This window comes from Streptomyces sp. Root1310 (assembly GCF_001426425.1).
Classification (GTDB): Bacteria; Actinomycetota; Actinomycetes; order Streptomycetales; family Streptomycetaceae; genus Streptomyces.
Genome location: NZ_LMEQ01000030.1, coordinates 330,047 through 347,910, shown reverse-complemented (window position 1 = coordinate 347,910; position 17,864 = coordinate 330,047). Strand labels below are relative to the sequence as shown.

19 protein-coding genes are annotated in these 17,864 nt (G+C 69.7%); 10 read left to right on the top strand and 9 right to left on the bottom strand.

The window, feature by feature from the left end; genetic code table 11:
- Positions 1 to 48: 48 nt before the first annotated feature.
- The 5 genes from ASD48_RS28770 to ASD48_RS28750 all read left to right on the top strand — a co-directional run bounded on the left by ASD48_RS28770 (position 49) and on the right by ASD48_RS28750 (position 4,145).
- The gene (locus ASD48_RS28770) at positions 49 to 660 is read left to right on the top strand and encodes a DsbA family protein (protein WP_057604655.1); all 612 of its coding nucleotides are present in this window, start codon (positions 49 to 51) and stop codon (positions 658 to 660) included.
- Positions 661 to 695: 35 nt separating this feature from the next.
- Positions 696 to 1,502, top strand: coding sequence for an MBL fold metallo-hydrolase (locus ASD48_RS28765; RefSeq protein WP_057604653.1), 807 nt, complete (start codon positions 696 to 698; stop codon positions 1,500 to 1,502).
- Between the two features lie 2 nt (positions 1,503 to 1,504).
- Complete coding sequence (locus ASD48_RS28760) at positions 1,505 to 1,915, top strand: nuclear transport factor 2 family protein (RefSeq protein ID WP_199875997.1); 411 nt, start codon at positions 1,505 to 1,507, stop codon at positions 1,913 to 1,915.
- 26 nt (positions 1,916 to 1,941) lie between these two features.
- A complete protein-coding gene (locus tag ASD48_RS28755; RefSeq protein ID WP_057604651.1) occupies positions 1,942 to 2,643 on the top strand; it encodes an alpha/beta hydrolase in 702 nt (233 codons plus the stop codon).
- 230 nt (positions 2,644 to 2,873) lie between these two features.
- Positions 2,874 to 4,145 (top strand): aldehyde dehydrogenase family protein, encoded by a 1,272-nt coding sequence (locus ASD48_RS28750; RefSeq protein WP_079074020.1) that lies wholly within the window; start codon positions 2,874 to 2,876, stop codon positions 4,143 to 4,145.
- Positions 4,146 to 4,218: 73 nt separating this feature from the next.
- On the opposite strand, the gene ASD48_RS28745 is transcribed toward ASD48_RS28750, so the two are convergent.
- Both ASD48_RS28745 and ASD48_RS28740 read right to left on the bottom strand, forming a co-directional pair.
- The gene (locus tag ASD48_RS28745; protein ID WP_057604650.1) at positions 4,219 to 5,889 is read right to left on the bottom strand and encodes an FUSC family protein; all 1,671 of its coding nucleotides are present in this window, start codon (positions 5,887 to 5,889) and stop codon (positions 4,219 to 4,221) included.
- A 244-nt stretch (positions 5,890 to 6,133) separates the two neighbouring features.
- Positions 6,134 to 7,198, bottom strand: a complete 1,065-nt coding sequence (locus tag ASD48_RS28740; protein ID WP_063887512.1) for a Glu/Leu/Phe/Val dehydrogenase dimerization domain-containing protein — start codon at positions 7,196 to 7,198, stop codon at positions 6,134 to 6,136.
- A gap of 72 nt (positions 7,199 to 7,270) precedes the next feature.
- Here ASD48_RS28740 and ASD48_RS28735 point away from each other — a divergent pair, with 72 nt between their 5' ends.
- The gene (locus tag ASD48_RS28735) at positions 7,271 to 7,771 is read left to right on the top strand and encodes a helix-turn-helix domain-containing protein (protein WP_063887511.1); all 501 of its coding nucleotides are present in this window, start codon (positions 7,271 to 7,273) and stop codon (positions 7,769 to 7,771) included.
- 1,215 nt (positions 7,772 to 8,986) lie between these two features.
- Here ASD48_RS28735 and ASD48_RS43720 read toward each other — a convergent pair.
- A complete protein-coding gene (locus ASD48_RS43720; RefSeq protein WP_057604649.1) occupies positions 8,987 to 10,522 on the bottom strand; it encodes a PQQ-binding-like beta-propeller repeat protein in 1,536 nt (511 codons plus the stop codon).
- A 227-nt stretch (positions 10,523 to 10,749) separates the two neighbouring features.
- Between ASD48_RS43720 and ASD48_RS42520 the strand changes: the two genes are divergently transcribed.
- Together ASD48_RS42520 and ASD48_RS44450 are read left to right on the top strand one after the other, a co-directional pair.
- Positions 10,750 to 10,965 (top strand): WhiB family transcriptional regulator, encoded by a 216-nt coding sequence (locus ASD48_RS42520; protein ID WP_242432758.1) that lies wholly within the window; start codon positions 10,750 to 10,752, stop codon positions 10,963 to 10,965.
- A gap of 207 nt (positions 10,966 to 11,172) precedes the next feature.
- A complete protein-coding gene (locus ASD48_RS44450; RefSeq protein WP_157880717.1) occupies positions 11,173 to 11,316 on the top strand; it encodes a hypothetical protein in 144 nt (47 codons plus the stop codon).
- Between the two features lie 37 nt (positions 11,317 to 11,353).
- Here ASD48_RS44450 and ASD48_RS28725 read toward each other — a convergent pair whose 3' ends face one another.
- A complete protein-coding gene (locus ASD48_RS28725) occupies positions 11,354 to 12,337 on the bottom strand; it encodes an NADPH:quinone reductase (protein WP_057604648.1) in 984 nt (327 codons plus the stop codon).
- A gap of 20 nt (positions 12,338 to 12,357) precedes the next feature.
- Positions 12,358 to 12,936 (bottom strand): PadR family transcriptional regulator, encoded by a 579-nt coding sequence (locus tag ASD48_RS28720; RefSeq protein WP_057604647.1) that lies wholly within the window; start codon positions 12,934 to 12,936, stop codon positions 12,358 to 12,360.
- Between the two features lie 126 nt (positions 12,937 to 13,062).
- On the opposite strand from ASD48_RS28720, the gene ASD48_RS28715 reads away from it, so the two are divergent.
- Positions 13,063 to 13,455, top strand: coding sequence for an ester cyclase (locus ASD48_RS28715; protein ID WP_242432757.1), 393 nt, complete (start codon positions 13,063 to 13,065; stop codon positions 13,453 to 13,455).
- 644 nt (positions 13,456 to 14,099) lie between these two features.
- Here the strand turns inward: ASD48_RS28715 and ASD48_RS28710 are convergent.
- Together ASD48_RS28710 and ASD48_RS28705 are read right to left on the bottom strand one after the other, a co-directional pair.
- Positions 14,100 to 14,468, bottom strand: coding sequence for an MmcQ/YjbR family DNA-binding protein (locus ASD48_RS28710; protein ID WP_057604645.1), 369 nt, complete (start codon positions 14,466 to 14,468; stop codon positions 14,100 to 14,102).
- Positions 14,465 to 14,860 (bottom strand): MmcQ/YjbR family DNA-binding protein, encoded by a 396-nt coding sequence (locus ASD48_RS28705; RefSeq protein WP_057604643.1) that lies wholly within the window; start codon positions 14,858 to 14,860, stop codon positions 14,465 to 14,467. The genes ASD48_RS28710 and ASD48_RS28705 overlap by 4 nt, the downstream gene beginning before the upstream one ends.
- A 128-nt stretch (positions 14,861 to 14,988) precedes the next feature.
- Between ASD48_RS28705 and ASD48_RS28700 the strand changes: the two genes are divergently transcribed.
- Positions 14,989 to 15,927 carry an AraC family transcriptional regulator gene (locus tag ASD48_RS28700; RefSeq protein ID WP_057604642.1) on the top strand — a complete coding sequence of 313 codons (939 nt, stop codon included), beginning with the start codon at positions 14,989 to 14,991 and terminating at the stop codon, positions 15,925 to 15,927.
- Between the two features lie 28 nt (positions 15,928 to 15,955).
- Here the strand turns inward: ASD48_RS28700 and ASD48_RS28695 are convergent, their stop codons facing one another.
- Both ASD48_RS28695 and ASD48_RS28690 read right to left on the bottom strand, forming a co-directional pair.
- The gene (locus tag ASD48_RS28695) at positions 15,956 to 16,246 is read right to left on the bottom strand and encodes a hypothetical protein (protein ID WP_057604640.1); all 291 of its coding nucleotides are present in this window, start codon (positions 16,244 to 16,246) and stop codon (positions 15,956 to 15,958) included.
- 58 nt (positions 16,247 to 16,304) lie between these two features.
- Positions 16,305 to 17,741, bottom strand: a complete 1,437-nt coding sequence (locus ASD48_RS28690; RefSeq protein ID WP_057604638.1) for a carboxylesterase family protein — start codon at positions 17,739 to 17,741, stop codon at positions 16,305 to 16,307.
- Between the last annotated feature and the right edge of the window lie 123 nt (positions 17,742 to 17,864).

The following is a 17,864-nucleotide window of genomic DNA, read 5'->3' as shown; positions in this document are numbered from 1 at the left end:
GAACCGCTCGCACCCTGCGAGCACCCCACCCCGATGCCGAGGTTCTCGATGCAGCTCGTCTATGCCTTCGACGCCTACTGCGGCTGGTCGCACGGGTTCTCCCCCACCCTGCGCGAGGTCGTCTCCCGTCACCCGGACATGCCGATGGAGGTCATCTCCGGCGGCTTGTTCACCGGCTCGCGCCGGGTCCCGATCCGCGAGTTCGGCTACGTCCAGGGCGCCAACGCCCAGATCGCCGAGCTGACCGGCGCCGAGTTCGGTGAGGGGTACAACCGACTGATCGCCGACGGCTCGTTCGTAATGGATTCCGAAGACGCGGCGCGCGGCGTCGCCGCCCTGCGCCGGGTGGCCCCCGACCGGGCGGCCGAGCTGACCGGTGCCCTGCAGCGGGCCTTCTACGTCGACGGCCTCAGCCTGTCCGAGTCCGCCACGTACCGCAAGGTCGCCGAAGAGGCCGGCCTTGACGCCGACGCTGTCGTTTCCGCCTTCGACTCCCCCGAGGCGTACGACGTGGCGGCGGACGACTTCCGGCGCTGTGCCGAGTTGGGCGTCACCGGCTTCCCCACCCTGCTCGCCGTCGACGGCGACCGCTTCGCTGTCCTGGCTCACGGCCGCGCCACCGTCGACGAGGTCGACAGGCGACTCGCCGCTCTCTCCTGACTGTGCCATCCCCTTCCCCGCAAGGAGCACCAAGCATGAGCACCCTCGATTTCAAAATCTTCGATCTGGACTTTCCGGCCGGCAGCAAGAACAAGACGGCCACCCTCGTCACCGGGGAGAGTGAGGCGCTGTTGGTCGACGCCGCCTTCACCCGCGCCGACGGCCACCGCCTGGCCGCGGAGATCCTCGACTCGGGCAAGACTCTGACCACCGTCTTCGTCTCCCACGCCGACCCTGACTTCTACTTCGGCGCCGAGGTGATCGCCGACGCCTTCCCCGACGCGAAGTTCGCCGCGACCCCGATCGTCATCGAGCACATCCAGCACTCCTACCAGGGCAAGCTCAAGGCATGGGAGGCCCTCGGCCCGAACCTGCCCACGCGCCTGGTCGACCTGGAGCCCCTGACCGGCGACCTCACCCTTGAAGGACACCGCTTCGAACTCAAGGGCGGCCCTGCTGGACTGCCCGACCGCCACTACCTGTGGCAGGCCGAGCACCGCGCCCTCCTCGGCGGTGTCCTGCTCTTCCAGCAGGAGCACGTCTGGGTCGCCGACACCCCCACCCACGACGACCGCGCCGCCTGGGTCACCCTGCTGGACGAGATGGCCGCCCTCCAGCCGGAACTGGTCGTCCCCGGCCACCGCCTGCCCAACGCCCCGGCCAACGCCTCCGCGATCTCCGCCACCCGCGACTATCTGCTCGCCTTCGAGGAGGAGCTCGGCAGGGCCGCCGACGGCGCCGCGCTGACCGAGGCTCTGGTCGCCCGCTACCCGGACAACGGCATGCTCATCGCCGCCCAGATCGGCGCCAAGGTCGCCAAGGGCGAAATGAAGTGGGGCTGACCATGACCGACTTCGCAACGTCCACAGCCCCCGCCGACGTCGTACGCCGCCAGTACCTGGCCTCCGCGGCCGGTGACCTGGAGGCCCTGCGCGCCACCCTCGCCCCCGACGTGGAGTGGACCGAGATGGCCGGCTTCCCCCTGGCCGGCACCTACCGCACCCCCGACGGGGTCACCACCAACGTGATGGAGCAGCTGGGCAAGGAGTGGGACGGCTGGACCGCCCACGACGACACCTACGTCGTCGACGGCGAGAACGTCGTCGTCCTCGCCCGCTACACGGCGGCCAACAAGGCCACCGGCAAGAACATCGACGTCCGGGTCGCCCACCATTTCGTCGTGCGCGGCGGCCTGATCGTCCGCTTCGAACAGTTCGTGGACACCGCGCTGGTCCGCGACGCCATGACCGACTGACCCTCCGCTACTTGAGGACAGCTCAGATGAAACCCACTGTCGTTCTCGTGCACGGAGCGATGCACACCCCGTGGATCTTCGAACCCCTGCGTGCGAGGCTCAGCGCCCGCGGCATCGCCTCCCGAGCCGTCCAACTGCCCAGCAGCAGTCCAGACAGCTCGGCCGCCCAGGGGCTGGCCGAGGACGTCGAGGTGGTGCGCGCCGCCGTCGCGGCTGTCGACGGACCTGTGGTGCTCGCCGCGCACTCCTACGGCGGAGTGCCGGCGACCTGGGCCGCCGCAGAGTCGGACCAGGTGACGGAACTCGTCTACATCGCCGCCTTCGCCCTCGAAGCGGGCACCTCGATGATGGAGTGGATGGGCGGCGGCTTCCCGCCCACCTGGAACCACTCGCCCGACGGCCTGGCCGTCAAGGCGGGAGACGCCGAGGAGTCCATCTTCAGCGGAGTCGACCCCGCCCTGACCGCCGAGGCCGTCAAGCGCCTCAACTGGCAGGGCATGCGCGCCTTCACCGAGAAGCTGGGCGCCGCGCCCGCCCAGGTGCCCCTGACGTACGTCGTGGCCACCGAGGATCCGGCACTGCCGCCCGCGGTACAGGAACAGTGGGCCGCGCGTGCTGCCCACAGTGTTCGTGTTCCCTCCGGGCACTCTCCGCACCTGTCCCATGCCGACGAGGTAGCCGACGTTCTCGCCAAGGCCGTCGCGCGGGCCTCGTCCAACAGGTCCTAGTGATCCACACGGCTGGCTCCTGACGTTCACCGCCAGGAGCCAGCCTTTCGTCATGAGACCGGCCTTGATCCCTGGGTCAGGGCCGGTGGACTTCTCAGCGTCGACATCGCCACGAGCCGTTTCCCGCGTCCCCCGGCACTGCCGGGGCACAGACGCCGAACAAGATTGTTGAACGATGCTACGATCCTGCTTCTAGGTTGCTGTGGCATTCGGACAGTGAGAGGAAGCCCGTGACAAGCGACGAGGACCACCGAGCACCCGCCTCCTTGGATGTCGTGCGTGCTTGTGCCATCCGAGCCAAGCAGGGTGGCACCGCTCTCATCAGTGCCTCGGACGCCGAGATCGACTCGGCGCTGCGTGGCATGGCGGAGCGTCTGGGATCGGCCCAGTCGGCTCTCATGGCCGCCAACGAGAAGGACCTCGCGGCTGCTGTCTCCGCGGACATGTCGTCCGCGCTGCAGGATCGCTTGCGACTGACCTCGACGCGGTTGGAGGCCATGGCGGCGGAGCTGCGCACGCTGGCGGATACCTCGCATGAGCCGAGGGACAGGGTCGTCGAGGTGCGCCCGGACGGCCTCACCCTGTTGGAACGCAGGCGTCCGGTCGGGGTCATCGGCGCCAACTTCGAGGCTCGTCCGAACGTCACGCTCGATATCGCGTCCCAGTTCCTCAAGTCGCGCAACGCGGGTGTGCTGCGCACCGGATCGGCGGCGCTCGGCTCGTCCCGGGCCTTGGTGGATCAAGTGATCGCGCCGGCGCTCGCCGAGGCGGGGCTGGATCCGGACGCCATCCAGCTGGTGCCCAGCGAAGACCGCTCTGCGGCTTACGCGCTGGTGGCCCTGCCCGAGCTGATCCCGCTGGTTATCCTTCGCGGGAGTGGCGACAGCACCCGCGACCTCGGCCAGGAAGGCGCACGTCACGGTGTGCGGACCCTCGCCCATGCCGACGGCGGCGGAGTCCTGTACGTGGACTCGGCCGCCACCGAAACCACAGCGCACCGGCTGATCACCGACAGCCTCGACCGCCTGGGCGTGTGCAACCGACTCAATCTGCTGCTCATCGACCGGCCTGTGTACGAAGAGCGGCTGCCCGGCATTCTTCAGCTCCTGCACCGTCTGGGCATCACCGCATCTCTTCCCCCGCACACCCATCCGCGCGGATTCGAGTGGGCACTCGACTCGGAGCGTGCGGCAACCGTGACGATCGACGCCGCCGACGGTCCGTCGGACGCGGCGCGGATCGCGAATGAGGAGACGTCCGGGCTGGCCGCCGCCATCGCGACCGACGACCCTGCCGCCGCTGCCCGGTTCATTGATGCTTATGGCGGCTCCGGGGTCTTCTGGAATTCCCCCACGCGACTTCTCGACGGCTTCAAGCTGTTGCGACTGCCGGAGACCGGTATCAACATCGACCGGGTCCCCGGTCCGCGTGGGCCGGTGAGCTTCCGCGACCTGTACCTGCGGCAGTACGTGGTCGTGCCCAGTTCAAAGAATCTCGGCTAGAACCCTGGCTGCCGGGATGCTGGCCGCTCGGTGGGTGACAGGCTCTGAGGGTCCGTCGGGTTTGTCGTCCCGGTCATGCTCGGGCGTCCTGTCCTGTGGTGCCCGCGTCCTGGCCCAGGGAGGCCGACCTCTGACGTCGTAGTGCCTCAGCCAGCATCTGGTGTCCGGACCGCTCGGCGTGCACGACTCTGTCGCTGGTCAGGGCGTGCTGCCACCACTCGCCGGCTGCGGTGTCGGCCGAGGCGCGCAGTTCGACCAACGCGGCGCCGAGGCGACGTCGGGCGGCGTTCAGCGCGCTGGGTACGGGATCCGGCTCGGCGAGGAGAGCCGCCGTGTGCGCATGGGCGTGCTCGACCGCGGTGAGCGCGTGCTCGAGGCGGTCCCCTGCGCGCCGGTTGGTGACTGCCAGGGCTGCGACGAGGCCGACGAGCGTGCCGACGAGAGTGTCGGTGATCCGTCCGGTGATCAACTGGACGGAGTCCTGCATCCGGGCGAACTCGGTGATGAGCAGGGCCATCGGGGTGACGCAGACGGTATGGAGCCAGTAGTTGGGGCCGATCAGTGCCGCGGCGGCGAAGCAGAAGGCGAGGAAGCACAGCACGAGGGCCGCCGGATGCAGGTGGGCGACTGGAACGACAGCGGCGAAGGCGAGGACGCCGATGAGGTTGCCGACGACCCGCTCAACTGCTCGTCGCCGGGTGAGCGTGAGGTTGGCCTGGTACAAGGAGGCGGCGGTGACGAGGGCCCAGTACGGGCGCCCGATCCCCAGGGTGAGGGAGGCGTATCCGGCAAGCGCGCAGCCGATTCCGGTGCGCACCGCGATGGGGGCGAGCAGATTGTGCCGGCTCCACCAAGCCTCCCGGGGCGACGCGGTCGTCTCGGCGTCGACGTCGAAGAGTTCCTCGCCGTCCGGCATCGGGGGGCCGACGTCCGGGACCGGGCCCGAGCCGCGCAGGTTGCGCGCCCACGCCTGCAGACGCTCTGGGTCGGCATCACCAGGGGCGGTGACGGCGACTTCGGCGCAGGCGACGAGCCGTCTGAGGGAGCGGCGTGTGAGGTCGCCTCGGGCGCCGGCGGCCGGCATGCACTGCCAGGCGGCCTGCACAGCCGCAGCAGCGGCAGCGCAGGCCTCGACCTGGACCTCGGCCGTGCCGCTCACGGCGACGTGCGCGGCGACCGCGTCGAGGGCGTGGGCGGTGGCGCGACGCTCGGGTCCGTGGGGGCGCAGCAGGCCGGGCGCCATGCAGACCAGCCAGGCCCAGACACCCCCCAGCAGGGCCAGCCCGACATGGCCGGGGACCTGAGCGGGAGTCTGAGGCAAGAACAGAGCGGTCGAGCTGATGAAAGTCAGGACCACACTCGCGGGCGGGCCGATGCGGGTGGCGTCGCAGACGGCCTTCTGTAGAGCGGCCATGAGAGCGCCGACACCGACCAGGACAGCTGCGTTGGTGGTGAGCGCCGCCGTGAGCAGCGCGACGGCGAGGCCACCGACCATGCCGAGCACCACCCAGACCAGGGCATGGCACCGGGCAGCGTATGGGCGGTGGTGACAGTACAGCGCGGACATGGCGCCAGCTATCGGGTACATCGCCAGGTCGAGCCTGCCCAGCACGAGCAGAGACAGAGCAGGCAGGGCGGTAGCGGCGACCACGCTCAGCGCGGGCTTGAACCAGATGTCGGAAGGCCGAGCGCATCGCAGCACCCCGGCCTGGGCCACGCGGCGCAGGGCCGCACACGTACTCATCGATTCTCTCCGTGAGATGCGCCGTCACCCCTAGCGGGGCGATCCGGCGCTTGGGTGTCGTGCCGCGCGGTGAAATGCGAGCCGCGAAGGGGGCGAATGCAGCCGGCTGTGAGCCTGCGCGCCGGGGCAAGCACCGAGATCGGAACAGTTCTCAGATGCCGGCGCGCGAGCACGACCCGGCGGGCGAGGGCGTCCGCGGCAGAGAGGCGTCCCTCGACCGGCGGGCCGGTCGTCGAGCAGAGCGTTACCGCCCGGCGGCGGCCAGAGCGCGCTCCGCGATCCGGTTGGCGGCTGCCAGGGTGGTCGTCGCCTCTTCGGCACTCCGCCGCAGGATCTCGGCCGTGGTCGACTGAATCGACCTCAGCCGGTCCCGGGACTGCTCGGGGCTCAGGTGGTGCAGTTCGACGCCGGTCCCGTACATCACTCCGCCGGCGTTGGCCACGAAGTCGGGGGCCCAGGCGATTCCTGCCTTGGCGAGCTCGGCGGCCACCTCGTCGGTGGCCAGCTGATTGTTGGCCGAGCCGACCACGGCGCGGCAGCGCAGCGCAGCCGCCAGCTCACTGGTGAACACTGCGCCCAGTGCGCACGGCGCCAGGATCTCCGTCTCCAGCGTGTAGGCGCCGTCGAGATCCACCCACCGCGCTCCAGCCGTCTCCGCGGCTGCGCGACGGGTGAGGTCGATGTCGGTTGCCCTGACCTGGGCCCCTGCGGCCACCAGGCGTCGGGTGAGTTCCTCCCCCACGGCCCCGAAGCCGACGACCACGACGTCCCGGCCGTGCAGATCGGCGGCACCCCACAGATGCTCGGCAGTGGCCAGCATCGCGTGCTCCACGCCCGCAGCCGTACCGAACGTTGTCGCACCCAGTCCCTTCTCGGTGGTCGAGTAGCCACCGACGTAGGGCGTGCGGCGACGGATGCGGAGCATGTCGGCGGTGCTGCTGCCCACGTCCGGCGCCACGTGGTACGCGCCGTCGAGTTCGTGCACCACTTCGGCCAGGTCCATCAGCAGCCCGTCGCGCAGCGCCTCGTCCAGCTGCTGCGGGCCGCCGGGAAGCAGCGGCACGACAGCCTTGCCGCCGCCCGTGCCGTTGCCGACGGCGGCGGCCTTGTACGTCATGCCCCGGCTCAGCCGAAGGCAGTCGACGAACGCGTCGGCCGGGGACGCGTAGCGGGTTATGCGGACGCCGCCCACCGCGGGCCCGAGGCGTGTCGAGTGGACGGCGATGATCACAGGGAGGCCGGTCCGGCGGCCTGACCGGACCACCACCTGCTCGTGATCGAGAGTTGCTTCCAGGGCTGCAGCTGACATGGGGAACCTCCAGAGGTGGGCGGGATGGCTGACTTAACGTACCTTAAGTCAGGCTCCTCGTAGAGTGGAGTGGTGACGTCATCCCTGATTGGCCTGCTGGCCGACCGCGACAGCTGGCGGTCCGAGCGCTGTTCCGCCGCTCGTGCCCTGGAGGTGCTCGGCACCCCGGCGAACCTGCTGGTGCTGCGCGAGGCGTTCTACGGCACGACGTACTTCCAGGACTTCGTGCGGGAAACCCCGCTCAGCGAGCCCGCGATGTCCAAGCGGCTCAAAGAACTCGTGGACGTCGGGCTCCTGACCCGGGTGCCTTACCAGGAAGCCGGCCAGCGCACACGGCACCGCTACGAACTCACCCCGCCCGGCGAAGAGCTCATGGTCGCCTTCTTCGCCCTCATGGAGTGGGGCGACCGGCATGCCGCCCCTGACGGAGGTCCGGTACGTCTGCGGCACCGGGATTGTGGGGCGCCTGTCCACCCCCGGCTTTCCTGTGCCGAGGGCCACATCCTGCCGCCGGGCGAGGTCGAAGTGGTCGCGGCTCCCACCCTGCTGAGCACGGGGGCAGCCGTCGACTGATCGATGCCACGAGCACCCTGCCTGCCGCACGGGGCGTCACGTCCTAGCGCCTCAGTTCGAGCGCGATGACGGAAGCGTCCAGTCCGTCGACTGTCTCGCTGTCGTGCCCGGTCAGCTCCTTGCACCGATCGAGGCAGTATTCGGGCAGTATTCGGGCACTGTTCGGATGGATGTGCAGCCCACGGGCGCAGGCGCTCACGGAGTACCGGCATTCCGAGTACGCCCGTACCGTCTCGGCCGGCTGACGCCGAGCCGACGACAACACTCGGCGATTCCAGACCCTGCCCCGCAAGACCCGCATCCTGCGGCGGCGGCCTGTCCGATGATTTCCGGCATGGACTGTCGCCGCCGACCGGGATCAGTACGCCTGCCGCTTCACGCCAGCCCATTTGAGCTGCCGCTCTGAGCGTGCCGATCCGTGGGGACCATCCCCGCGGGCGCGGGGTGCTTCGCTGGTGTCCGACACGAAGTACGTCCACCTCCTGTCCTCCCCGCCGTCGCGGGGGTGTTCCGTCGGACCGCAGCTCATCAGGGTCCGGCAGCGGCACGTCCTCGCGCGCGTCGGCGAGCAGCGCATCGAAGCCGCGTGGCCGGTGATGGGGTTGTTCGTGTCCCGGTCCGTCGGGACTTCCTTCCTTGATCGTCTGCGTAGGCGCCTGACGGCCGATCCGAGGCCTCAGCGGGGGGTTCAGCCGGAACCTGCGGTGGCGGCACGGGGCCGTCCAGGGGTGCTAGCGGGCCACTGTGTCCGGGTGGCGGCGCGGGCACTTATCACCGGAGCCGAGTTCTCCCAGGGTTCGAAACCGCGGATTGCGCTGTGCTGCGGGCGTGCCCGGGCCGCACTGCCCGCACCACTCCGGGGGTTCTGAACGCAGGCGGCGAGGTGCCACCGGGCCCGCGCCGCCGACCTGCCTGACGCCGCCGGTGCGTCCCGCCTCCTGCGCGGCGCGGACATGGCCATGTACCGGGTGAAGACCGGCGAGAAGCCGCCCGGCTACCTGGCACCCGCCACGACGCCTACACACCCACCGTCCACGGACACCGTCCCGGCCGCCCCGGCACGCACCTGCCCCTCGCATGACCCGCCGGACCCGCAAGACGCCCCTGTGGGAGCCGGGCCGCGTCCCGGCTCCCGGCGGCCTGCTGGACTGGCGCGACGACCGGCACTTCGACCGCTGGCAGGACCTTCCCTGCGTGCTGTGCGATCGGCACTTCCTAGACGGTCGAGCAGTCCAGGAGTCGCCCGTCGGTGGTGCCAATGAGCAGTCGGCCGGGTTCGGTAACGGTCAGCGCAGTCGCCACGACGGGTACTCCAGCAACAGTCAGGTGCTGACGCCAGCGGACTTTGCCGTCACGGAGATCGAGTCCGACGATCTCGCCGTCGTCGTACGTGGCATAGACGGTCTCCACGTCGTGGTCGAGGTCCGTGGCCTTGCCGTCTGTCCGAAAGACCCAAGTGGGCTCCTCACTGGCCACCATGCGCCGTACGACGAACGAGCCGCCGGGCTGCAACCCGTGGCCGTGGTAGACAGTGCCGGCATAAATCAGGTCACAGTCGGCGGTCTCCACGCCGGGGCCGGCGAAGTGTGTCTCACCTGGTTTCCAGGAGTAGGGACACAAATGATCGACCTCCGCCCGCCTCGGCTCACGCGGACGTTCGGCAACCGGTATGGACCCCAGGTCCGCTGCCGCAAGCCAGGCCTCACCTGGTCCAGGCTGTTGCCCGTCCTGCGTTGAAATGGTTTCCCGAAAATAGATCCTGCTGCCACGCCGGATGCGCAACCTGCTCCGCTCCCCGTTCCGCCCAGCGGGTGCGAGGGCAGGCAGGCCGTCAGCACATCGCACCAGGGAGACCGCGTCGGCGGGAGTGTGGTGATCTAGCTGCGCCCCGTCCTGGAGCGCGAGCCGGACCACGGCCTGAGCACGCTCCTCCCACGGAGGCCGCACCAGACCAACCCAGGCCGATCGCTCATCTGCGGCGATGACAATGTCACGGCCGCCGCGATCGTTGTCCCGGACAGCCCACTGCCGTCGCCCCGAGGGCAGCCAGGACTCCAACTGGACCCCGTCGAGAGTCGCCACGATCCTGCCGTCGGACAATTCTTCAACCGCCCGGACGTTGCGTCGCGGGTCCCAGCTCGTACTCAGTACAGAAACCGTCTGGCGGGCATCCTCGCGACGGTCGATTCGCGGGGCCGCTACCCGTGGTCCGGCCAAGTCATATCCGGTGATCGACCGGGGTGGTACGACCCTCCAGTCGGGCCGATGCACCACCGCGACGTGCCCTTCGTTCCACGCGTCTTTGTCCTGCCAGTCGTCAGGCGGTGCTATTAGCACGCGTAGTTCCTGTTCGCTGAGCCATTCCAAGCCCAGGACTTGGCGGCCGAGCTCGTGCTCGATGAGCGACGTGGCGCTGCCCGTCTCCAGGTCCAGAAGGAGCAATTCCCCTTCGAAGAAGTAGCCGCCGTCGTAGTTGCCCGTGCCGACTACAAGGAGCGGGAGCCTGGGGTGGAAAGCCATGGCGTGCACGGGATAGCGCGCACGGAGAAGCGCTCGGCAGGTCAGATCATCGATGCCGTAGACACCAACAGGCGCAGTACCACCGAACTCGTGCACGCCCGCCACTGCCATGTGCGTGCCTGCTACTGCCAGCAGGCCGCGGCCCTCGTCATCGACGGCGAGGACGGGATCACCGACCTCGGCGAAGGGGCGGTCACCGAGGATTCGGTCGATGCCGAACGAGATGGTCATGGCGGTGATCTTCTCAGCGGCCAGAAGCTGCGTGAAGCCACGGACCTCAGGAAGCCTAGGCCCGCCTCGGCAGGTTCGCCTCCGACGTCCAGCCCAAGCGCCCACGCGACGACGACCACGCCTGACCCTCCCCCCCCAGCTTTGGAGAGCTCTGCCATGCCCGGACTCCGATCCGACCTGCCGTCCTCCGACCGGATCACCTTCCCCTACACGCCCTCCCCCACCGCTTGCCAGCGCCCCCGCCCTCCCACGAGACGACCAGCACACCGGCAGCGCAGACCGACATCGAGCAGGCCAAGCTGTTGTGCTCCGGCTGCCCGATCGCAGCAGGCTGCCTCAAGTGGGCACTGGCCCACCCCACTCAGGCGCGCCTCGGTGTGTGGGCAGGCACCACCGTCCGACAGCGCACCCAGCTGCGCCAGCGCCTGGCCATACCTACCTGACGGTCAACCACCACCCCTTCGTGCTCCCGCCGAAACTCGCCCGCCTCATCAAACGATCAGCTGCAGTACAGCCCCCGACACAGCAACGCGGCCGGATGCAGATACCTCTTGCCCGGTCACAGCCCTGGACGCCCGCGCAACCCCCTCGGCCTCGCCGACACCCTGAGACACCACGGTCTGCCCGCCCGCGCTGCACGGAACACCGCCATGATGGAGGCCTTGGTAGACCTGCCGCCCATGGTCATCGCCGACCTGCTCGGCATCCACCCCAAGACAGCCGAACGCTGGGCCACCCTCGCCGGCGGGAACTGGTGCGAATACTTGGCAGCGCGACGGGCCGCCGACCCGTAGGGCTAGGCGGTTGAGCAGGGCGGGTTCCGAGTCTGCGCTATTGGGGGATGGTGAGCAGGATGCGGCCGTGGCCACCGCCGGCGTCGACGTGGTCGTGGGCCTTGGCGATGTCGTCCAGCGGGTAACGGTCGCCGACGGCGACAGTGAGGGCGCCGACGGCGGCGGCGGAGGTGAGGTCGCGGGCGGCCTGGCGCTTGGCCTCGGCGGGGAAGTCGTCGCTGCCGAGTAGCCGCAGGGTGACGTTGTTGAACAGCAGAGGCCAGAAGGGGATCTCAGTGCGGTCCGCGCGGGTGGCGTAGGCGGCGATGACGGCCCCCTGGGCGGCGACGGCGTTGTCGAGACCGGCGTTGTCGGACAGCGCGACCTCGATGATCCGGTCGACGCCCCGCGGCGCGTACGAGCGGATGGCAGCGGCGGGCTCGCCGGTATCCAGGGCGACGGCGTGAGAGACGACGGCCGCGTCGACGCGGCTGAGATCCGCGGTTCGGCGGACGGTCGCGATCACAGTCGCGCCGGCCCAGTGGGCGAGCTGGGCGGCCAGGGAGCCGACGCCGCCGAGAACTCCGTGGACCAGGACCAGTTGGCCGTCGACCGGGCCGTCGGCGAAGACGGTGCGGTGGGCGGTGATGCCGGGGATGCCGAGGCTCGCCCCCAGCTCATCACTCAGATGATCTGGCAGAGGTACGGCTTGGTGGTCAGGTACGACGGTGTACTGGGCGGCTGTGCCCAAGGGGCGGTAGGACTGGGCGCCGTATACCCAGACCCGCTGTCCGACGCGGCGGGCGTCGACTTGGGCGCCCACGGCGTCGATGACTCCGGCGCCGTCGCTGTGCGGGATCACCCGCTGGAAGGGCATGGACGAGCCGAGCCAGCCGCGCCGCTTCTTGGTGTCGCCGGGGTTGACGCCCGAGACGGTGACGCGGAGGCGGACCTCGCCGGGGCCGGGGACGGGATCAGGGAGTTCACCGACGTGCAGGACATCGCCGGCGGGCCCCTGGTCGTCATACCAGGAAGCAAGCATGGGTGTACCTCCGTGGACAGTCAGCTCGCGGGAGCGGCGGGCGCATGCGGATCGCTGTCGGTGCATCCGGTGTCGAATACGGGCGCCTTCTCCCCGAGGGCCTCGCGCAGCCAGGTCCGTTCGGCGCGACTGGTGGCGCGGGCGGTGAGCAGCATGCCCCGCCGGTAGGGGTCGGCGACCTCCTCGGCACGCAGGGGCCGCTCGTTGTCGTAGAAGAAGCTCGCCGGTTCCTCCAGGAACTCCAGCCGTCTGCGCAGCACCGCGTGCTGTTCGGCCACGTCGGGCAGGTGGGAGAGGAAGGCCAGGACGACGTAGAACCGGGTGAAGTCGGTGATCTCGTGGTCGGCGGGCTTGCGCAGGCGCTGAAGCATTTCGGCCCGTCCGGCCGCGGTCTGGCTGAGCACGTACCGGGCCGCCCCCGCGGCCGGGTCGGCGCGCCGCTCGATCAAGCCCGCCCTGGTCAGACGATTGATCGCCGGATACAGGCTGCCGTCACTGACCGGCCGCGTATAGCCGGTCAGCTGTGAGATGCGGCGGCGCAGCTCGTGTCCGGGCAGGGGTCCATCGGCGAGGAAGCCGAGTATCGCGAGTTCCAGCATGCGTCCATCTTCGCACGTGAACATCGATTCGATGTGAACATCGATTCGATGTTACGCTCGCTGGCACCCGTCCAAACGTCTCTGGAGAGGCACAGCAAGATGCCATCGCAATCCACCGAGTCAGTGATGAACCGTTTCGTCGAGTTCATCAACACGGGCAACGAGGATCTCGCCCGCGAGGTCATTTCTCCGGACGCGGTGTTCCATGCGCCAAGCCACCCGGAACCACTGCGGGGGCCCGATGGGTACTTGGAAGTACTCCGGAAGATGCGCAGTGCCTTCCCCGACGTCCAGTGGACGCTGGAAGAGAAGGTCACCGAAGGCGACACCGTGGCCGCGCGGTTCACCATGCGGGGAACCCACGACGGTGAATTCTTCGGGATCCCGGCGAGCGGCAACAAGATCTCGGTGCAGGCCATGAACTTCTACTACCTGGCCGACGGCCGGATCGTCGGCGAACGGGGCCAGCCCGATCTCCTCGGGGTGATGCAGCAGATCGGTGCCGTACCGGCGCCGTGAACCTCGTAGCGCCGGGTGAGCCTTCTGCCGCGCGGGATTGCCGCTGCCGGGAGGGGGCCGTATGGCGCGGTGGCAGAGGGCGAAGGCCCGCACCGGAGCGCGGGCGGCTGGCGCGGGTTCACCGCAAGAGGCCGGTCTTCTTCTTGCTCCGGCGTCTTCGCGCAGACAGCGCCCGTTCGGCGAGAGCTTCACACCTTGTCACCGCTGACGTGACCGAGCCGGGTACGGAACTGCTCGCTCTACGGCGAATACTGCAACCCTCGAATACCGACAGTCCACCCACCAATGCCTGTACCCCGGCGACGACCCCTCGGCGCTCATCCCCCCGCATCCCGCGCGCCGTCCACACCCACGGCGTGTTCCTACGACACCCGCACCCTTGTGTATAGGCGGTCAGTGACCGAGCTGCGTAAGCGGTACGGCAGCGCGCGTGGCTTATCGCCTTGCTGGGGCACGGGTTACTGTCACTCGCCGCACAAGCGTCGGGCGGGAGGCCGACCTCGCCCGGCTCGGCCGTAACCTGGTCGTTCTCTCCGAGTTCCTCAGCGACGGCGGTAACCACCCGCCATGTCGCGGCCGTCGGTGAGGAGTCGGGCGATGGTGGTCTTCCCAACCTGGGCGGCCCCGCATAAATCTCGCGACGCTCATCGCGCTCTGGGGCGGTCACCTCTCGGCAACTGCTCGGCGGCCAGGTCGTAGGAATCCTCGACCGCGTCGGCGATCAGCCGCTCGGTGATGCCGGGTCCCGGCCCCAGTGAGATCCAGTGGCGCTTGTCGAGATAGCGGCCCGGCGTGATCGAGGCATGGCCGCGCTCCAGTGCCCGCGCGTGCTCGGGCTCGCACCTGACCGTGATGATCTGGTCGTCCGGGTCGTCCGTGACGATCAGGAACACCTTGCCCGCGACCTTGTACACGTCGAGTCCGGGTGTGAAGGGGTAGCCGTGGCTGACGCCCGGGAGGGCCAGGGCCGCCTGGCGGGCGGTGTCCTGAAGCCGGTCACCGGCCGCGCTCACCGGGCCGCCCGCGTGCCGGTGCCGTAGGTGTGCGGGTCGACGGGCCGCTCGGCCTTGGGCAGTTGGACGACGACGAGCCGGTAGGAGTCGGTGACGAGCTCCCGGACGAGCTCCTTGTCGACGCCTTCTCCGCCCTCCACGGTGATCCAGTGCTTCTTGTTCATGTGATAGCCGGGGGTGATGTGGCGGTACTGCTCCCGCAGGGCGTGGGCCTCTTCGGGGTCCGCCTTGAGGATCACGACGGGCCGCCCCGGGACCTCGGTCATCAGCATGAACACCTTGCCGCGCACCTTGTAGACCTCCCAGTCGGGGCCGAAAGGGTGCTCCAGCTGGGCTCCGGGGAGTTCCTCCGCGCAGTCGGCGGCGGTCTGGTGCAGGGCCGATCCGTTCATGGGGCGTTGCCTTCCTCGGGTGGTGACGGACTGTGGCATCGAAAGACGCGGAGGGCGCGCCGCGCGGGCGCGGTGGCACGTCCATCCTTCCGCCGCAGCCGAGCAGAAGGGCAGTAGGCTGCGGACACATGATGGTCGACAAGCGACACCCTGGCCCGAGCGGAAGAGCGGCCAGTCCGGCCGCGGTTCCGCTGTTCGCTTTCCAGCCCCCGGTCGGCACCCCGTACGGCCTCGAGGTGAGCACCGTCGAGGACTTCTTCGCCCACCACAACGACTGGCCGTGGAACCCGCCCCGTCCGGGCCGCGCCACCTTCCACTACCTCATCGCCGTCACCGAGGGTGAGCTGCGGCACGACGTCGACCACGTCACGCGGACCGTCACCCCCGGCCAGTGGCTGTGGGTGCGTCCCGGACACGCACAGTGCTGGCACCCGCCCGGCGCGGCCCGCGGCCCGTTCATCCTGTTCGAACCGGACGTCCTGCGACCCGACCTCGCCCGTCTCCTGGCCCCGCTCACCGCGCACAGGGCACCTGCCGTGCTCAGCCCGCACCCCGAAGACACCGCCTGGCTCCAGCAGACGGCAGTCCAACTCCTGGACGAACACCGCGCACTGGGGCGCCGCCCTCTCGACATCCACCACGCGCTGCGGCGCAGCCTGCTCGAATCACTGCTGCTGCGCCTGGCCAACTCCCCAGGCATCGCCCCCACCGGGACAGCCGCGGCCGGCGCGGGCCGCGCCGACAGATACCGACGCCTCCTGGACGCCTTGGAGCTGCACTTTCGCGAGCTGCACCAAGCCGCGGACTACGCCGAGTTGCTCGGCTGCTCGGTCCGCACCCTCAGCCGCGCCGCCCAGGATGCCGCCGGCAAGGGAGTACGTGAACTCATCGACGAGCGGCGTCTGCTGGAAGCCCGGCGCCTGCTGGGAGCTGCCCGGTGGGATGCCCGGTCTGTGGCCGTCCACCTCGGCTTCAGTGATCCCGCGAACTTCGGCCGCTTCTTCCGCGACCGCACCGGCCTCACCCCGGCCGCCTTCGCGGCCCGCGCAGCCAGGACCGACCCGTGACGGAAACGCGGCGCAGGCCCCTTGCCCGTCAGGAGGAGATGGCTCCCGGCGCGGTCAGTCTGTGGTGAAGCTGGACAGTACCGCGGCCGGGAGGCGGCTGCCTGCCGAGCCGTGGGGACGCGGCCGACTCTCCCTTGCGGGTGGTGACCTCGGACTCGTTGACGCCGAACGCCTTCACCCTGATCCGCACCCAGCCGGGCTTGCGCACGGGCACCGGCACATCCTTGATCTCCAGTGCGTCGAGGCCGCCGGGCCGGGTGACGACGACGGCCCGCATCGTCGCCGGTACGGCGTCGCCGGCTGCTGCCGGTTGGCTCATGTCGAGTTCCTCACTCCGTTCGCCCCCTGATGCGCTGTTCCGGATCGCCCGGCCACCGTCACGGTCGGGCGATGTTCTCGAACAGGTCGAGGACCGCCCGGTAGTGGGCGCTGGGCTCATACGGGAGGTCCCCGGCACTTCCCGAGGTGGGCCGGTCCTTCACGGCGGGCCACAGACGGGTCTGCTCGCCGGTGACGAAGTTGAGGACGATGTCGCGAATACGCGTGTCACGACCGGCCTGTTCGGGGCTGCGGCCCGGCTTTTCCTGGCCCACCAGGGCGTACATCTCGGTGCCGTGCACGGCGGGCGCGCCCTCGGCGGGCCCGATCGCGAGGAGATGGGCGTTCCCGCCCGCGGCGGCGTGAGCCAGAGCGCCGCGGGCTGCGGGAAGCGTGAAAATGTAGTCCGCCAGGGACGCGGCGCGGACCTCGGCAGGGGTGTGGCCACCCTGGTCGTAGATGTCGACGATCTTCTTGGCGCGGGAGGGGGGAATGCGCCACCCCGCGAACTCGTCGATGACGCTCTCGACGGTGTGCGGGTCGAACCGGTCGAGGTCGTTCGCCACCCACCAGCCCATCTCGTCACTGGCTGTGCTCAGGAGGACATCGATGTGCCGGTGCGAGCCCGAGGCCAGGACGTCCAGGGGGTGGGCGTGCACCACCGAGCCGGGCTGTCCGGCGTCCAGGACGACACCGAGACTCTTGTTGTCCATCCCGCCACGGACTCCGAGATCCGTCGGACAGACCTTGCGCAGGGCGGCCACCAGGGAGGCCGCGTCGAGATCGATCAGCTTGTCGGGGTTGCCCGCGACACCGAGTTCGGTAACGAACCGCTCCGCGAGCTCCTCGGCCCACCAGGCCGGGACGAGACGCGAGGGCGCGCCGGAGAACCCGGCCAGCCGCCGGTACAGGCCGTCCGCGGAGGAGGCCCCGAGCAGCCCGAGAGTGGAGTAGGCGCCGGCGCTGTGGCCGAAGACCGTGACCTCATCCGGGTCGCCACCGAAGGAGCCGATGTTCTGCCTGACCCAGGTGAGCGCGGCGATGACGTCCTGCAGGCCCAGGTTGCTGGCCTCGGCGAGCCGCCCGCCGTACTGCGACAGGGAGAGCGCGCCCAGTGCGCCGAGCCGGTAGTTGAGCGACACACCCACCACGCGTCCCGTCGCGGCGAGACCGGCGGCGTTCGAGGTGGTCTGCGTGTTCGCGCCGTACTCGAATCCGCCGCCGTGGATGTACACGGCCACCGGAAGCGCCTTCCCGGTCGGCTGCTCGGGAGCCCACACGTTCAGGTTCAGGCAGTCCTCGCCCATCCCGCTGTCCGCTTCGAGCCAGTCGCCGGCATCCGGCTGGACAGAGACGACGCCCTTGCGGTCGTAGGGGCGGTCCGGATCGAAGTCCGCGACCACGGGGCGGCGGTACCGCTCGGCGGTGGCGTACGGGATTCCCCACCAGGACCGCACCCCTGGTGCGGTGGGAGCCTTGGGCGCGGTCGCGGTCATGGCGTGAGATTCCTTCGTGTGCGGTTGGCGCGGCGTGTTGGCGGCTGATCGCTCGCGGTGACGCTCTCCAAGCATGCCCTGGACTCCGATAAATCACCGAGCCGACAGCGGTCACCGGGTGGT